Origin of the sequence: Rhizobium leguminosarum bv. viciae, assembly GCF_012276115.1 — a bacterium.
Lineage (GTDB): Bacteria > Pseudomonadota > Alphaproteobacteria > Rhizobiales > Rhizobiaceae > Rhizobium > Rhizobium leguminosarum_T.
Window position 1 is genome coordinate 235,098 of the sequence record NZ_WIEU01000002.1, and the last position, 14,196, is coordinate 249,293.

The following is a 14,196-nucleotide window of genomic DNA, read 5'->3' on the forward strand; positions in this document are numbered from 1 at the left end:
ATGGTTCAATGGGGATGGCATCAATGAATAGCATAGCTTATCGGACGGCGATGACCCTGACGGCGCTTGGGCTCGGTACGGGGCTGGCATACGCTCAGTCGAATGAAGACCTGGCGAAGAAGCTCTCAAATCCGATAGCCTCACTCATCAGCGTGCCGTTCCAGTTCAACTACGATCACGGCTATGGTCCAGACGACGGCGACAAGGCGACTTTGAACATTCAGCCCGTCATTCCGTTCGAGATAAACGAGGACTGGAACGTCATCTCGCGCACCATCCTGCCCGTCACATGGCAAAACGACATCGCCGGACCATCTGGAACGCAGTTCGGTCTGGGCGACACCACGCAAAGCTTCTTCTTCTCGCCGTCGAAGCCGACCGAGAGTGGTATCGTCTGGGGCGTCGGCCCCGTGTTCCTGCTGCCGACGGCAACGGACGAACTACTCGGAAGCGGCAAGTGGGGTGCGGGTCCGACAGCGGTCGTCCTCAAGCAGGACGGCCCCTGGACTTACGGCTTTCTCGGCAACCACATCTGGTCGTTCGCCGGACAAAGCGACCGGGAGGATGTGAGTTCGACGTTCCTCCAGCCGTTCCTCTCCTACACGACCAAGGACGCCTGGACGTTCTCGCTGAATACGGAGTCGACCTATAACTGGGAAACGAACGACTGGTCGGTGCCGATCAACGTCACGGTCGCCAAGCTGATCACCATCGACAAGCAGCCGATCAGCCTGACGGCGGGCATACGATATTGGGCGGCGGCTCCAGACAATGGCCCGGAAGGACTCGGCTTCCGCGTCGCGGTCACGTTCCTCTTTCCGAAGTGAATCGTCCATCATTGTGAAGGAAGGTCGTGATATTCGAGACGACCGGCAATCCTTCCTCCGGAGCGCCTTCGGGCGTTCTCTTCCACGATCAGCAGTTCCGCGGAAGTGCGGTCCAACTGGACAGAGCATACCAGAAGCTACGCGCCTCGGATGGCATTAACACGTAGTCTCCGGGACACTTCAACCGAGGAGGACATCATGAACCGCATCATTTTCGCTGCCGCCGCACTCGCAGCCTCGGCCGCCATCGCCTATGCACAAGACCCGATCGTCGGCAACTGGAAGACCGAACTTGGCGATACCGCCGTGATCGCTCCCTGTGGCAGTGGCTACTGCATCACGTTGAAGTCCGGCAAGCATGCCGGCGAGCAGATCGGGAACTTCAATGGCAAGGACGGAAGCTACGAGGGCAAGATCACCGATCCAGATGCGAAAAAGACCTACGACGGCTCCCTGACGGTCTCCGGCAATTCGCTGAAGATGAAGGGCTGCGTCCTCAAGGTCGTCTGTGAGTCGCAGACCTGGCCCCGCCTTTGACGGCTGCATAATAGGATAATATCGACGGAGCCGACTCAACTGGTAGTTGGTGACGCCGTGGCTTAGCACGTGTTTCTCGCGGGCCAGGAGAACGAAATTCTCCGTCGTTTCGTCATCCCCTGCCTCAATGTCAACCTGGTTCCGCCAACAGTTCCAGGAGGCCTCTCAACCCGATGAAGACGCCCTCCCTTGGACGGCGCTAGGCCATGCTTGTTGAAAGTGGAAAGAGCCGGCCTTCGCCAGTCCACGCTTGTGCTTCCCGTGTCGCCCCGAATCCGATCCGCGGTTATGTGGCGATGCAGATGGTCTCTTGTCTCGAGATTACATCTTTTATATCATTTAGCTGAGGCAGAATCACACTTTTGATGCAAGGTTATTGTTTTGTGTCTCTCTTCCGCACAATGTCGCGCTGCTCGCGCCCTTCTGGCGTGGTCCCAGGACGATCTCTCATCGGCCTCAAAAATCGCCAAAGCGACGATTGCTAATTTCGAGGCCGGGAAGCGTTCTCCCTACGAACGAACCCTTCAGGATATGAAGCACGCCCTGGAAGGCGCAGGTGTAATTTTCATCCCCGAAAATGGCGGGGGTGCGGGTGTTCGCCTGGCAAAACGCGCCGATGCCTCGATCGACACGAATGAGACCGAGACGGTTCAATATGAAGAATATCTCGAAAACGACGCACCACCCGGTGCGGGTGGCTGAATGATGGCAAAAAAAGAAAAGCTAGAGCACTCCGAACTGGCGGGAGAATTCACCGACGACGGGATCACCGTGCTCGTCGATATCTTCCGCACATCGGGCAGCAATGAAGACTGGACGATGGAGGTGGTCACGCAAGCGGAAGACCTGATCCGCTGGGACGAGCCATTTGCGACTGACCGGGATGCCTTCGACGAATTCCTGGCCGTCGTCGCGCGCGACGGCATTCGATCGTTTCTCGAAGATGAAGAGCCATCCGTGCATTGAGGGAATCCCGTGAAAAGCATCAATGATCTCGTCGCATCGGCAAAAACCGTCTGCGATCGATACCGGGCCGGGCGGATGGAGCGCGAGACCGTGCGGGAATGGGTTCTCGGACTTGGCGCCTATCCGCCGCCGCATGGAGATCGGGTGCGCGAAGCAGCCGAATGGTTCCGGCTGCATAATCGTGAGCCTGTTTCCGAAGACATCGTGCTGGTCGACATCGACCGGCTCCAGGCGATTTCAGCGCCGTGATCCGGGGGCGTGCGATCGAGCCGGCTAGCTGTAACGGCTCGTCCTATCCGATCCTTGCCCGTCGTTGCCAGACCGTTCGATGCGGGACGGATCGCCGGGGCGCCGGCGCTGTTTTGCGGGTTGCCGCGCTGCCTCGATCCGGACTGGCGCAATTACGCCGTTACTAGGCGGCGTAGGACCAATGGCGATCGCGAGCCTTATGCATAATACCCTCATCGCAGCTTCCATGCGCGGCGGTCTGGGGGTTCCGCTGCTTCGGCAAATGTGACACCCCTACCGCTGACATGGCTCCTGCATCTCACGCGCGAAGCGTACGTCAAGCGCGGTTAGGTCATTTTAATTCGTGCGATAAATAGAAGGAACAGCACGTGGCAGCATTTCCGGAAAAGGCAAAGGTCGTCATCATCGGGCTCGGCGGTATCGTCGGCGCCTCCATCGCGCATCATCTCGTCGAGCGGGGATGGGACGATATCGTCGGCATCGATAAGTCGGGCATCCCAACAGATATCGGCTCGACAGCCCATGCCTCGGACTTCTGTTACACCACGAGCCACGACTATCTGTCGGTCTGGACCACGCAATACTCGATCGATTTCTACGAGAAGATGGGCCATTACGCCCGCATCGGCGGCCTTGAAGTGGCGCGCACCGGCGACGATACCTGGATGGAGGAAATCAAGCGCAAGCTTTCCTCGGCACGCGCTTTCGGCACGCGCGCCCATTATGTCAGCCCTTCCGAGATTAAGGAGAAGTTCCCGCTGATCGAGGAAGATCAGGTGATGGGCGGCCTTTACGATCCGGATGCCGGCCTCGTCATTCCGCGCTCGCAGACCGTTGCCGGCAAGTTGGTCGATGCCGCCGAAAAGGCCGGCAAGCTTAAGGTGTTCGGCAACACGCCGGCGAAGTCGCTGATCGTCGAAGGCGGGCGCATCAAGGGCGTAGTCACCCATCGCGGCACGATCATGGCCGACCACGTCATCGTCTGTGCCGGCCTCTGGGGGCGCCTGATCGCGGAGATGGTCGGCGAAGACCTGCCGGTCATGCCGGTCGACCATCCCCTCACCTTCTTCGGTCCATATAACGAATTTGAAGGCACCGGCAAGGAAATCGGCTTCCCGCTGCTGCGCGACCAGGGCAACTCCGCCTATATGCGCGATACCGGCGACCCGTCGACGACGGAGGGCGGCCAGATCGAGTGGGGCTATTACGAAGCCACCAATCCGCGCATGTGCCATCCGCGCGATCTTCTTGAAAAACACGAAGCGCGCCTCTCGCCCTCGCAGCGTGACCTCGAGATGGAACAGATCATCGAGCCACTCGAGCGCGCCATGGAACTGACGCCGATCCTCGGCGAACTCGGTTATAACGAAGGCCACTCCTTCAATGGTCTGCTGCAGGTGTCCGCCGGCGGCGGCGCATCCTGCGGCGAGAGCCAGAAGGTGCGCGGACTCTGGTATTGCGTTGCCATCTGGGTCAAGGACGGCCCGGGCTATGGCAAGCTGATCGCCGACTGGATGACCGATGGCCGTACTGAAATCGATCACAACAGCATCGACTATGCTCGCTTCTATCCGCATCAGTTGACGGAAGAGTTCATCGAGGGCCGCTGCTACGAAGCCGCCCAGAAGATCTATTTCCCGGCTGTTCACACCCGCGAACCCTATGCATCCGGCCGCAACGCCAAGCGCTCGCCCTTCTACGAGCGCGAAAAGGAGCTTGGCGGCTACTTCATGGAACTTGGCGGCTGGGAGCGTGCGCACGGCTACGCCGCCAACGAGCACCTTCTGGAGAAATACGCCGACCGCGTCCCGGTTCGCGAGAACGAATGGGATAGCCGCCATTTCTGGCGCGTGTCGAATGCCGAGCATCTGGCGATGAGCGAGGATTGCGGCATCGTCAATCTCAGCCACTTCCACATGGTCGACATCGAGGGACCCGACCATGTCGAACTGATGGAATGGCTCTGCGCCGCCAAGGTCGGCGGCGATGCAAATATCGGCAAGGGCATTTACACCCACTTTCTCGACGACGAAGGCATGGTCCGCGCTGACTTCACCGTCTTCCGCATGGCCGATCTATGCCGTCTCGTCAACGGCGCCGACGCCGGCCCGCGCGACCTGCACTACATGAAGCGCGTCGCCGAAGACCGTGGCCTTGACGTGACGATCACCGACGTCTCGGAAAAATTCGTAACGATCGGCATCTGGGGTCCGAACGCGCGCGACACGCTGAAGAAGGCCGTGGCCGATCCGGCCGGGCTCGATCAGGAAAACTTCGCCTTTGCGGCGATCAAGCCGATCGAAATCGCCGGCAAGCCCGTCACCGCCTTCCGCATCTCCTATGTCGGCGAGCAGGGCTGGGAACTGCACATGAAGTACGAAGACGGCCTCGCCGTCTGGGATGCGCTGCGCGCGACCGGCGTGATGGCCTTCGGCGTCGAAACCTATGCAAACTCGCGCCGCATGGAAAAGAGCCTGCGCCTGCAGAACGCCGACCTCCTGACTCAGTACAACCTGATCGAAGCCGATCTCGCCCGCCCGAAGGTCAAGGAAGCCGATTTCCGCGGCAAGGCAAAACATCTGGAATACAAGGCGCGCGAGCACCAGCCGGCCATGCTCTGCACGCTTGTGATGACCGAAAATACCGACAAATCGGGCGTGAAGCGTTATCCCGTCGGCAACATGCCGGTCGTCGATCCCGCCACGGGAGAGGTCCTGATCGACGAGCTTGGCCGCCGGTCCTACACGACCTCGGTCGCCTACGGCCCAACGGTCGGAAAGAACATCGCCTTGGCCTATCTGCCCTGGTCCTATTGCCAGGTCGGACGCAGGCTGAAAGTCGAGTATTTCGCCGAGACTTATCCGGTCGAGGTTGTCGGCGTCGGGTACAAGCCGATCTATGACCCAGAAAATCTGAAGCCGCGCAGCTAACGCATCGGCGCGAAGATCGGACTCGATTTTCGGGAAAGCCGATGCGAGGATTGAAAGTGTTACAGCGCCGCCCGTCTGAAAGGACGCGTGGCGCTGTAAGCGCTCAAGAGATAGTCGATGGTTGATAGTCTCACATGGTCCGGAGTGATTGCCGATCCTGTCGTCCAGGCCGGGACGCTGGCCGTGGTCGGCGCGGTCGTTACGCGCATAGCGCTTCGGCCCTTCCCAAGCTGGAAGCTCGCCGGCCAGGTGTTCTTCTTCGCGGCGCTCACCGTCCTGCTGCTCTATCACGACATCGTGCCCTACGAAGTCGGGCCGACGCCGGCTTCGACCTTCGAACGCGTCTTCATCGCCCTTGCCAAGGTGGTCTGGTGGATCAACGCCGCCTGGGCGTTGATCGCCTTCGTCCGCGTCTTCCTGATCTTCGAGCGCCAGCCGCGCGAAGGTCGCCTCGTTCAGGATCTGGTCATCGGCCTGATCTATCTCGGCGCGATCCTCTCGGTGGTCGCCTATGTCTTCAGCTTTCCCGTCGGCACGCTGATCGCCACATCAGGCGTCCTTGCCATCATCCTCGGCCTGGCGATGCAAAGCACCCTGAGCGACGTATTTTCCGGCATCGCACTCAATCTCGGCCGGCCCTACGCGATCGGCGACTGGATCGTTCTGAATGACGGCGTCGAAGGCCGTGTCGTCGAAACCAACTGGCGCTCCACCCATCTGCTGAACGGCTCGAACGACCTCGTCGTCCTGCCCAACAGCTTTCTGGCCAAGGTCGGACTGACCAATCTCAGCAGTCCTGACCGAAGTCACGGCGCGACGCTGACAGTCCGCGTCGTGCCGACGATCGGGCCGTCGGCGATCATCGACGTCATGCGCGCCGTGCTTTTGAGCAGCGATTCGATCCTGGCCGAGCCGAAACCCGGCGTGCAGATCAAATCGCTGACATCAGATGCAGTAGAGCTGGAGCTTTCCTTCCGCGTCAAGGATATCGGCCAAGCGGGGCCGGCGAAGAACGAAATATTCGACCTGCTCTACCGCCATGTCAAAGCCGCTGGTCTCACTTTGGCGCGACCGCTCGACGCCGCCGGCCCACCGCCCGAGCAGTTGCAGCAGGAAGAGATGGCAAAGCCGCACCGACCGACGCCGCTCAAGCTTCTCGACGCCGTCCCGCTGTTTTCCTCGCTGACCGAGGACGAAAAGGAAACGCTCGCAGCCTCGATGACGCGGCGGACCTTCAAGAAGGATGCCATCCTCATCGAACAGGGCGATACGGTTGCATCGCTGATGATCGTGCGCAGCGGTGCGCTCATCGCGACACGGCAGGAAGGCCACAAGGAAATCGAACTCGGCCGGCTCGCGCCGGGCGATTATTTCGGCGAAAGCGGACTGCTGATCGGCGTCGGCGAGGCCGCCAGCCTGCGCGCGCTCACCTTCGTCGTCGTCTACGAAATCGCCCAGGCCAGCCTGATGCCACTTCTGCATGACAGGCCCGGTATCGCCGAAGAGCTTGCCGCCACTCTCCTACACCGTATCGAAACCGGCCAGCATTCCTTCGCGGCCGAGGGCGCCACGTTGCACGGCCGCTCGGTGAGTTCGCTGGTGACGCGTATCCACCACCTGTTCAAGGTGCCGCAATAGGCTCCGCCTTATCTGCTGTCACCGTTTTCAGCTTCGGCGCCATCGTCAGGGGCACGACTTGGAACGAAGCGCTTCGAGATCAGCCAGCAGCCGAGCGCCCAGATCGCGCCGGCGCACCATCCGGCTAAGACGTCCGTGGGGTAATGGACCCCGAGATAGATCCGGCTCAATCCGATGATGACGGCGAGGAAGACGCCGGCGCCCATGACGAATATCCGCGTCGACCGGTAACGCTGCGTCCGCGCCAGCAGCGCCCCCAGGGTCAGATAGGTCACCGCCGAGACCATCGCATGTCCGGAGGGAAAGCTGAGATCGCTCACCTCGACCAGATGCGGCACGATATCGGGGCGCGGCCGGGCGACGAGGATCTTCAAGAGCGTGCTTGCCAGCCAGCCGGTCAGCACCGAGGAAAAGACGAAGATCGCGATCGGCCAGCGCCGGTCAAGCAGAAGGTAGACGGTGACGAGAACCGTCATCAACGAGAGAACGGTGATACCGCCGAGGCTGGTGATATCGTCGACGGCATGCGTCAGCCAGCCAGGACCGATCGGTACGGCGAGTTCGCCCGGCCGTCGCAACGCCAGCAGGATTGTCTCGTCGAAGCGGAATGTCTCGCCCTCCAGGACTTCGCTGGTCAATCGCTGCAGCACGAACAGCCCGCCGGCGATCGATGCCAGCATGATCAATGTCAGCGGCTCATATGCGTTGAGCCTCGCCAAGAATCCCCGTCGTTGAACCTCACTCATGCCTGCCGTAGAACTCCCTTCACATCATGTCGGTCCTCGCCAGATTGGCAATGCAAAGCCAGGATTCAAGGCCTTGCGGCAATCAAGGACGTTCCCGAGAGGAGTTTATGGGTTGTCGAGGCCGCCGTCTGTGGTTCATCAACGCCCCCGGCGAGATTGTCAGCCACTCCCATCAGTTCACAGTCCCAACGCCTTGTTGATGGCCGCAATCAATGCAGCTCCGGAAAATTGCTTCTGCAGATAAGCAACGCATCCCACCTTTTCCGCTTCCGCTTTCACGGAGCCGGTTTCCAGTGCCGTGATGAAAATCACCGGAAGGGTTGTTCCCTCGGCCTTCAGCCTGCGTTGCAGATCGATGCCGGACATGCCACCGAGGTCGATATCAAGGACAAGGCAGTCTATCGCCGTTTTGGGATCGCGAGCGAGAAAGGCCTCGGCGGATTCATACTCCACGGCCAGAAAACCGTAGGCGTTGAGCAGCCGCCCGAGGCTGCGCCGTAGGCTTGCGTCATCATCGACGACAGCGACCGTGCGGCGAAGGTTCTCCACCTCATGTCCCCTCTTTCGAACCTATGAGAGACTAACGGTTGCCGGTCAAACTAGGCCGCTTGGAGGTCGATTGATATTGCCCTAAGGGGAAGGACATCGGATCACCCCACCGGCGATGCCGTATCCTGGTCAATGAGACCGACATTCGCGGCGATCGACACCGCCTCGGCCAGCGAGCGCACGGCAAGCTTTTCCATGACCTGATGGCGATGCACCTTCACCGTCCGCTCCGAGATGCCGAGTGCATAAGCGATCTGCTTGTTGAGACGGCCGCGAATGAGGAGCTGGAACACTTCGGCCTCACGCGGACTGAGGCCCGCCACCAGCGCCCGCTGGGCTTGAAGGCGGTCGTGGCCGGCCCGCCGTCTTTCGTATTGAATGAGCGCGCGATCGATCGCCTCCATCAATGACGCCGTGGAAGAAGTCTTTTCCAAAAAATCCTTGGCACCCGCCTTCATCGCCTCGACGCTTGCCTTTATGTCTCCTTCCCCCGTGAGGAACACGACCGGCAAGTGCGGTGCCAGCTCGCAGAGCCGCCGTTGGATCTGCAGGCCGGACTGGCCGGGCATCTGGAGATCGAGGAGAACGCAGCCCGGCTCGCAAGCGGAAAAGCGGGCGAGAAAGTGATCTCCGGATTCATAGGCTTCGACCTTGAGGCCATGTGCGGAAAGCAGCCTTGCGGTCGCCATCCGATAGGATTTGTCGTCATCGACGATATGAATGACAGGTTTCATCTTGATCGTTCCTGCCCGTGGGCGAGTGGCAGGACCATGCGAAAGACTGCCCCGCCTTCGGGGCGGTTGTCGGCGCAGATAGTGCCGCCATAGGTCTCGATAATGGCGCGGGCTATGGAGAGACCCAGCCCCGTGCCCGTTTGTTTGGTCGTGTAAAATGGTTCGAAGATTCTGATCAGTCTCTCCTCGGGAATGCCGTCTCCCGTGTCGGAAACCCGCAATTCCGCCTTCTCGTTCGCCAGTCCCGTTGCAAAGCTGAGCGTTCTCCCCGCCGGCACGGCCTCCAGCATGGCGTCCATCGCGTTGGTCGCCAGATTGAGGATGACCTGCTGTACATGAACCTTGTCGGCACGCACCCGCAACTCGCTGGTCGGCCGGCTCGATGTCAGCTTAATTCCGCGTCGTTCCGCCTCGCCGTGAATGATGTGGATTGCGCTCGACGTGACATCGTTCAGGTCGAACTCCTGCCAATCGATCTCGCTTCTTTTCTTGAGCAAACCTCTCATCCGGCTGATGATATCGCCTGCGCGCTGATCGTCCTCCTGGATGTCGAGGAGAATCTGCTGAATCAGTTCGTGATCCGGGTTTGCACTTCGGAGCAGCACAGAGGCTGCCTCGGCATTGTTTCGGATCGCCGAAAGGGGCTGGTTCAATTCGTGAGCGATGGATGAGGACAATGCGCCGGCTGTCGCGGACTGGTTGAGATGGATGGCTTCAAGCAGGTAAAGCCGCGAGCTTCGCTCGGCGTCGCGGCGGCGCCTCCGCTCCAGCAGCAGCACCGAGATGATGCTGGCTTGCACCAGCAGGAGGCCGCTCACCGCCACCAATATGACCCAGTGTTCCTCCCAGAGGCTCCTCTCCTTGTGCATCTGGATTGTGCCCGGCGGCAGATCCTTTTCGGCAAGCCCCCAGCGCTGGAGTTGCCGGGCATCGACGATGTAGGTCTGAGGCGCTTCGAGATCGGACACCGGCTTACCAGCGATCGCATCGATGACGAGGTCGCCTACGGTCCGGCCCAGAGCTTCGAATGTGACGGTATTGCCGCCGACGACGCCATGGTCGATGTAGGTCTGGTAGGGTCCGTAGACAGGCGCGCTGGCGGTCGTTGCGATCTGCCTGATGGCGTCGCGCGGAATGAAGTTGCGCCCTGCCCGATCCTTGAAGACCGTCAATGCCAGAATGATGCTGTCGGGCGGCACACGGGATGCGCGCTCGACGAACTCGTCGATCGTCAGATCTTCCAGATAGGTCGTCTCGTAGGACTTCGAGAACTGCTCGAGAGCCGCGCGGGCCGTCATCAGCCAGCCGCGGTCGAAGTCGGACGAACCGCCGACAATGTAGAGGTGGCGCGCATCGGGCTGCAGGCTGCGGGCCATCTCGGCCGTCTTGAGAATGTCGAATGTCGTGAAGGCTCCGATCACGTCATCCGGCAAGTCGATCTTCTCGGCGGTGGCTGTGCCGAAACCGGCAGCGACGATCTTTGCGCCAGGCGCGATCATGCCGCGGTTCGCGGTTGCGAAGCTCGCCGATTCCTTGCCGAGAGCCACGACCACGTCCGGGCGGCGCGCTTCGTATTTCTCGCCGAGATATCGTGCCATGCGCGCGACATGGTCACCTTCCGGAAACCGCGAGAGATCCAGGAACTCTGAAAACAGGTCGATCTTGCCGTTTGTCGCCTCCAGCAAACGGCTCCGCAGCGCCTCTCCGGCAGCGGTCGTCGCCGCGATCCTCTCATCATAGGGATAGAGGACGAGGACGCGGGGAACCCGGTCGATGATGGCAATCGAGGTGTCGGAGGCTGCGGCATGGCGACTGGACACACCCAGGGCGACAACCGCCAACAAAAAGGCAGTGCACAATCGACCTGACCATTCGCCCAAGCCCATCCGCTTTCCCCCCAAAGCCGGGCGACAATAACAGCTTCTCGCTGCGGCGTCATCTGCGCATCACTACTGTCGATTGTCACCGCATGAAGAGATTCCCTAAAGTACAATATCGGGCGAAGGCAGCATTCGCTAAAATTCAGCGGGCCGGGTCAGAGATGCGGCCGGCTTCGCAACCCTGCCGGGGGCAGCTCCAGCAGGATCTTCATTTTCAAAGCAGTCTAGTTGAATCGACGCATGCAATCGCAGCCTTTGCCGCGAGCGGCTCCGTCATTCAAGAACGACAACGGAGGGATTTGAAATGAATAGCAGAATCCTTATCCGCTGCATCGGAGCACTGGCTTCATCCACCATCCTCTGGTGTGCGGCCTCGCCCCTGCAAGCGCAGGACTCCCAACGAAAACCCAACATCCTGTTCATCGTTTCGGATGATACCGGCTACGGCGATCTCGGCCCCTATGGCGGAGGTGAAGGTCGCGGGATGCCGACCCCGAACATCGACAAGATGGCCGACGAAGGCATGACCTTCTTCTCCTTCTATGCCCAGCCGAGCTGCACGCCCGGCCGTGCGGCCATGCAGACGGGACGAATTCCGAACCGCAGCGGCATGACCACAGTGGCGTTTCAGGGCCAGGGCGGTGGATTGCCCGCAGCGGAATGGACGCTCGCCTCCGTTCTCAAGCGCGGTGGCTACCATACCTATTTCACCGGCAAATGGCACCTTGGAGAGGCGGACTATGCGCTTCCGATCGCGCAGGGCTACGACGAAATGAAGTATGTCGGCCTCTATCACCTTAATGCCTACACCTATGCCGACCCGACCTGGTTCCCGGACATGGATGCGGAAACCCGCGCTCTGTTCCAGAAAGTGACGAAGGGCTCGCTGTCCGGCAAGGCCGGAGGCGAGGTAAAGGAAGACTTCAAGATCAACGGCCAGTATGTCGATACGCCCGTGATCGACGGCAAGGAAGGCGTTGTTGGCATTCCCTTCTTCGACGGCTACGTAGAGAAAGCGGCACTGGGCTTTCTTGATGAAGTTGCAAAGACACCGGATCAGCCTTTCTTCATCAACGTCAATTTCATGAAAGTGCACCAGCCGAACATGCCGGCCCCGGAGTTCCAAGGCAAATCGATCTCGAAGAGCAAGTATGCGGACTCCGTGGTGGAGCTGGATACACGCATCGGCAGGATTATGGACAAGCTGCGTGAGACTGGCATGGACAGAAATACACTGGTTTTTTACACGACCGATAACGGCGCTTGGCAAGACGTCTATCCGGACGCGGGCTACACACCATTCCGCGGCACAAAAGGCACCGTGCGCGAAGGCGGCAACCGCGTTCCGGCGATCGCTGTCTGGCCCGGCAAGATCAAGCGTGACGTGAAAAATCACGACATCGTCGGCGGTCTCGATCTGATGGCGACCTTTGCCGCAGCCGGCGGCGTGCCGCTGCCCACCATGGACCGCGAAGATAAACCGATTATCTTCGATAGTTACGACATGACACCGATCCTGCTGGGGACGGGAAAATCGGCCCGCAAAAACTGGTTCTACTTTACCGAAAACGAACTGACGCCGGGCGCTGCCCGCGTCGGCAACTACAAGGCCGTGTTCAACCTGCGCGGTGACAATGGGCAGGCCACGGGCGGTCTGGCTGTTGATACAAACCTTGGCTGGAAGGGTGCCCAGTCCTACGTCGCCATCGTGCCACAGGTGTTCGATCTGCTGCAGGATCCGCAAGAACGCTACGACGTCTTCATGAACAACTACACCGAACATACCTGGACATTGGTCTCCATCTCTGCAGCGATCAAGGACCTCATGAAAACCTACGTCGAGTACCCGCCGCGCAAGCTTCAGAGCATGGGTTACGACGGCCCGATCGAACTCTCCAAGTATCAGATGTTGGAGTCGGTTCGTGAGCAACTTGGCAAGGAGGGGGTCAATATCGCGGCTCCGACCGGAAACTAAGTCTTTGGCAGCCCCGGAGCGATCCGGGGCTGCCGTATTTCTCCGAGTTCAAAGATTGCTGCAAGTTAGTCGGTGGAGGATTTGCGATGATTTCGGCACGTAATTTCTTGTATTTTTCCCGCGGCGTCGCGCTCGCCGCCGCAGTATGGCTTTTTGCCACAATGTCGGCAGTCGCTCAAACGGACGCACTGCCTTCGTGGAATGACACCGCGCCGAAGCAAGCGATTATCTCTTTCGTTGAGAAGGTGACGAAACCGGGTTCAGCCGAGTTCGTCCCGGAAGCGGAGCGTATCGCCGTATTCGACAATGATGGAACCCTGTGGGTCGAACATCCGATATATACGCAGCTCGCGTTCGCCCTGGACCGGGTGAAGGCGCTTGCTCCGCAGCATCTGGAATGGAAGGAAACGCAGCCGTTCAAGGCCGTGCTCGAAGGCGACATGAAGGCGCTCGCCGCCTCCGGCGAAAAGGGCCTCGTGGAGCTCATCATGACCACGCATGCGGGGATGACCAGCAGCGATTTCCAGAAGATCGTGACCGATTGGCTTGCTTCGGCACGCGACCCGAAATTCAAGCGGCCCTACACCGAACTTGTCTACCAACCAATGGTCGAGCTCCTCGCCTATCTCCGTGCCAACGGCTTCAAGACCTTCATCGTTTCAGGCGGCGGCATCGAGTTCATGCGGCCATGGGCGGAAAAAGTCTATGGTGTCCCGCCCGAGCAGGTTATCGGCTCGTCGATCAAGACCGAATTCAGGATGCAGGACGACACGCCGACCCTCTACCGGCTCCCCGAAGTCAACTTCATCGACGATAAGGCCGGTAAACCCGTCGGGATCAACCAGCAGATCGGCCGGCGGCCGATTGCCGCCTTCGGCAATTCCGACGGAGATCTCCAAATGCTGCAATGGACGACCATGGCGGGCGCACCTGCCAGGCTCGGCGTGCTGATCCATCATACCGATTCGGACCGTGAATACGCCTACGACCGCGATACCGAATTCGGCCGCCTCGACAAGGCGCTGGATGCGGCCGCGATCACCGGCTGGACCGTCGTCGATATGAAGGCCGACTGGAAACAAGTGTTCAAGGATTAGGGAATGAGCCGAGCGCCGAGGCGTTTGCACGACGGCGCCGTGACCTTCTGGATCGTCGACAGGGAGCG

Annotated in this window: 14 protein-coding genes; 10 read left to right on the forward strand and 4 right to left on the reverse strand. The window is 60.1% G+C overall.

Annotated features, from left to right (window positions below; genetic code table 11):
- Positions 1 to 23 precede the first annotated feature (23 nt).
- From GFM02_RS04350 to GFM02_RS04385, 8 genes are all read left to right on the forward strand, one after another.
- Positions 24 to 827: a hypothetical protein gene (locus tag GFM02_RS04350; RefSeq protein ID WP_020053013.1), complete on the forward strand. Its 804-nt coding sequence runs from the start codon at positions 24 to 26 to the stop codon at positions 825 to 827.
- Positions 828 to 1,025: 198 nt separating this feature from the next.
- The gene (locus GFM02_RS04355) at positions 1,026 to 1,364 is read left to right on the forward strand and encodes a DUF2147 domain-containing protein (protein ID WP_168266956.1); all 339 of its coding nucleotides are present in this window, start codon (positions 1,026 to 1,028) and stop codon (positions 1,362 to 1,364) included.
- A gap of 381 nt (positions 1,365 to 1,745) precedes the next feature.
- Complete coding sequence (locus tag GFM02_RS04360; RefSeq protein WP_168320923.1) at positions 1,746 to 2,066, forward strand: helix-turn-helix domain-containing protein; 321 nt, start codon at positions 1,746 to 1,748, stop codon at positions 2,064 to 2,066.
- A gap of 3 nt (positions 2,067 to 2,069) precedes the next feature.
- Positions 2,070 to 2,330, forward strand: coding sequence for a hypothetical protein (locus tag GFM02_RS04365; protein ID WP_025397793.1), 261 nt, complete (start codon positions 2,070 to 2,072; stop codon positions 2,328 to 2,330).
- Positions 2,331 to 2,339: 9 nt separating this feature from the next.
- Positions 2,340 to 2,579, forward strand: coding sequence for a hypothetical protein (locus tag GFM02_RS04370; RefSeq protein WP_025397792.1), 240 nt, complete (start codon positions 2,340 to 2,342; stop codon positions 2,577 to 2,579).
- 79 nt (positions 2,580 to 2,658) lie between these two features.
- Positions 2,659 to 2,847 carry a hypothetical protein gene (locus GFM02_RS04375; RefSeq protein WP_168320924.1) on the forward strand — a complete coding sequence of 63 codons (189 nt, stop codon included), beginning with the start codon at positions 2,659 to 2,661 and terminating at the stop codon, positions 2,845 to 2,847.
- A 100-nt stretch (positions 2,848 to 2,947) separates the two neighbouring features.
- The gene (locus GFM02_RS04380; RefSeq protein WP_168320925.1) at positions 2,948 to 5,509 is read left to right on the forward strand and encodes an FAD-dependent oxidoreductase; all 2,562 of its coding nucleotides are present in this window, start codon (positions 2,948 to 2,950) and stop codon (positions 5,507 to 5,509) included.
- 117 nt (positions 5,510 to 5,626) lie between these two features.
- The gene (locus GFM02_RS04385; RefSeq protein ID WP_020053004.1) at positions 5,627 to 7,147 is read left to right on the forward strand and encodes a mechanosensitive ion channel family protein; all 1,521 of its coding nucleotides are present in this window, start codon (positions 5,627 to 5,629) and stop codon (positions 7,145 to 7,147) included.
- A gap of 8 nt (positions 7,148 to 7,155) precedes the next feature.
- Here the strand turns inward: GFM02_RS04385 and GFM02_RS04390 are convergent, their stop codons facing one another.
- The 4 genes from GFM02_RS04390 to GFM02_RS04405 form a co-directional block, all read right to left on the reverse strand.
- Positions 7,156 to 7,893, reverse strand: a complete 738-nt coding sequence (locus tag GFM02_RS04390; protein ID WP_168320926.1) for a phosphatase PAP2 family protein — start codon at positions 7,891 to 7,893, stop codon at positions 7,156 to 7,158.
- Positions 7,894 to 8,070: 177 nt separating this feature from the next.
- Positions 8,071 to 8,442, reverse strand: a complete 372-nt coding sequence (locus GFM02_RS04395; RefSeq protein ID WP_168266947.1) for a response regulator — start codon at positions 8,440 to 8,442, stop codon at positions 8,071 to 8,073.
- 101 nt (positions 8,443 to 8,543) lie between these two features.
- Positions 8,544 to 9,176, reverse strand: a complete 633-nt coding sequence (locus GFM02_RS04400; RefSeq protein WP_168266944.1) for a response regulator transcription factor — start codon at positions 9,174 to 9,176, stop codon at positions 8,544 to 8,546.
- Positions 9,173 to 11,062: a sensor histidine kinase gene (locus GFM02_RS04405; protein WP_020053000.1), complete on the reverse strand. Its 1,890-nt coding sequence runs from the start codon at positions 11,060 to 11,062 to the stop codon at positions 9,173 to 9,175. Before GFM02_RS04405 ends, GFM02_RS04400 begins: the two co-directional genes overlap by 4 nt.
- Positions 11,063 to 11,360: 298 nt before the next feature.
- On the opposite strand from GFM02_RS04405, the gene GFM02_RS04410 reads away from it, so the two are divergent.
- Both GFM02_RS04410 and GFM02_RS04415 read left to right on the forward strand, forming a co-directional pair.
- Complete coding sequence (locus GFM02_RS04410; RefSeq protein WP_168320927.1) at positions 11,361 to 13,031, forward strand: arylsulfatase; 1,671 nt, start codon at positions 11,361 to 11,363, stop codon at positions 13,029 to 13,031.
- A gap of 86 nt (positions 13,032 to 13,117) precedes the next feature.
- Entirely contained in the window at positions 13,118 to 14,128 is a 1,011-nt protein-coding gene (locus tag GFM02_RS04415) for an HAD family hydrolase (protein ID WP_168320928.1), read from the forward strand.
- The last annotated feature ends 68 nt before the right edge of the window (positions 14,129 to 14,196 follow it).

What these genes read in the sequence shown, in the direction of transcription:
- GFM02_RS04410 (WP_168320927.1), top strand. Translation starts at nt 11,361, where the DNA reads ATGAATAGCAGAATCCTTATCCGCTGCATCGGAGCACTGGCTTCATCC.
- GFM02_RS04355 (WP_168266956.1), top strand. Translation starts at nt 1,026, where the DNA reads ATGAACCGCATCATTTTCGCTGCCGCCGCACTCGCAGCCTCGGCCGCC.
- GFM02_RS04405 (WP_020053000.1), bottom strand. Translation starts at nt 11,062, where the DNA reads ATGGGCTTGGGCGAATGGTCAGGTCGATTGTGCACTGCCTTTTTGTTG.
- GFM02_RS04385 (WP_020053004.1), top strand. Translation starts at nt 5,627, where the DNA reads ATGGTTGATAGTCTCACATGGTCCGGAGTGATTGCCGATCCTGTCGTC.
- GFM02_RS04400 (WP_168266944.1), bottom strand. Translation starts at nt 9,176, where the DNA reads ATGAAACCTGTCATTCATATCGTCGATGACGACAAATCCTATCGGATG.
- GFM02_RS04390 (WP_168320926.1), bottom strand. Translation starts at nt 7,893, where the DNA reads ATGAGTGAGGTTCAACGACGGGGATTCTTGGCGAGGCTCAACGCATAT.
- GFM02_RS04350 (WP_020053013.1), top strand. Translation starts at nt 24, where the DNA reads ATGAATAGCATAGCTTATCGGACGGCGATGACCCTGACGGCGCTTGGG.
- GFM02_RS04365 (WP_025397793.1), top strand. Translation starts at nt 2,070, where the DNA reads ATGGCAAAAAAAGAAAAGCTAGAGCACTCCGAACTGGCGGGAGAATTC.
- GFM02_RS04415 (WP_168320928.1), top strand. Translation starts at nt 13,118, where the DNA reads ATGATTTCGGCACGTAATTTCTTGTATTTTTCCCGCGGCGTCGCGCTC.
- GFM02_RS04375 (WP_168320924.1), top strand. Translation starts at nt 2,659, where the DNA reads ATGCGGGACGGATCGCCGGGGCGCCGGCGCTGTTTTGCGGGTTGCCGC.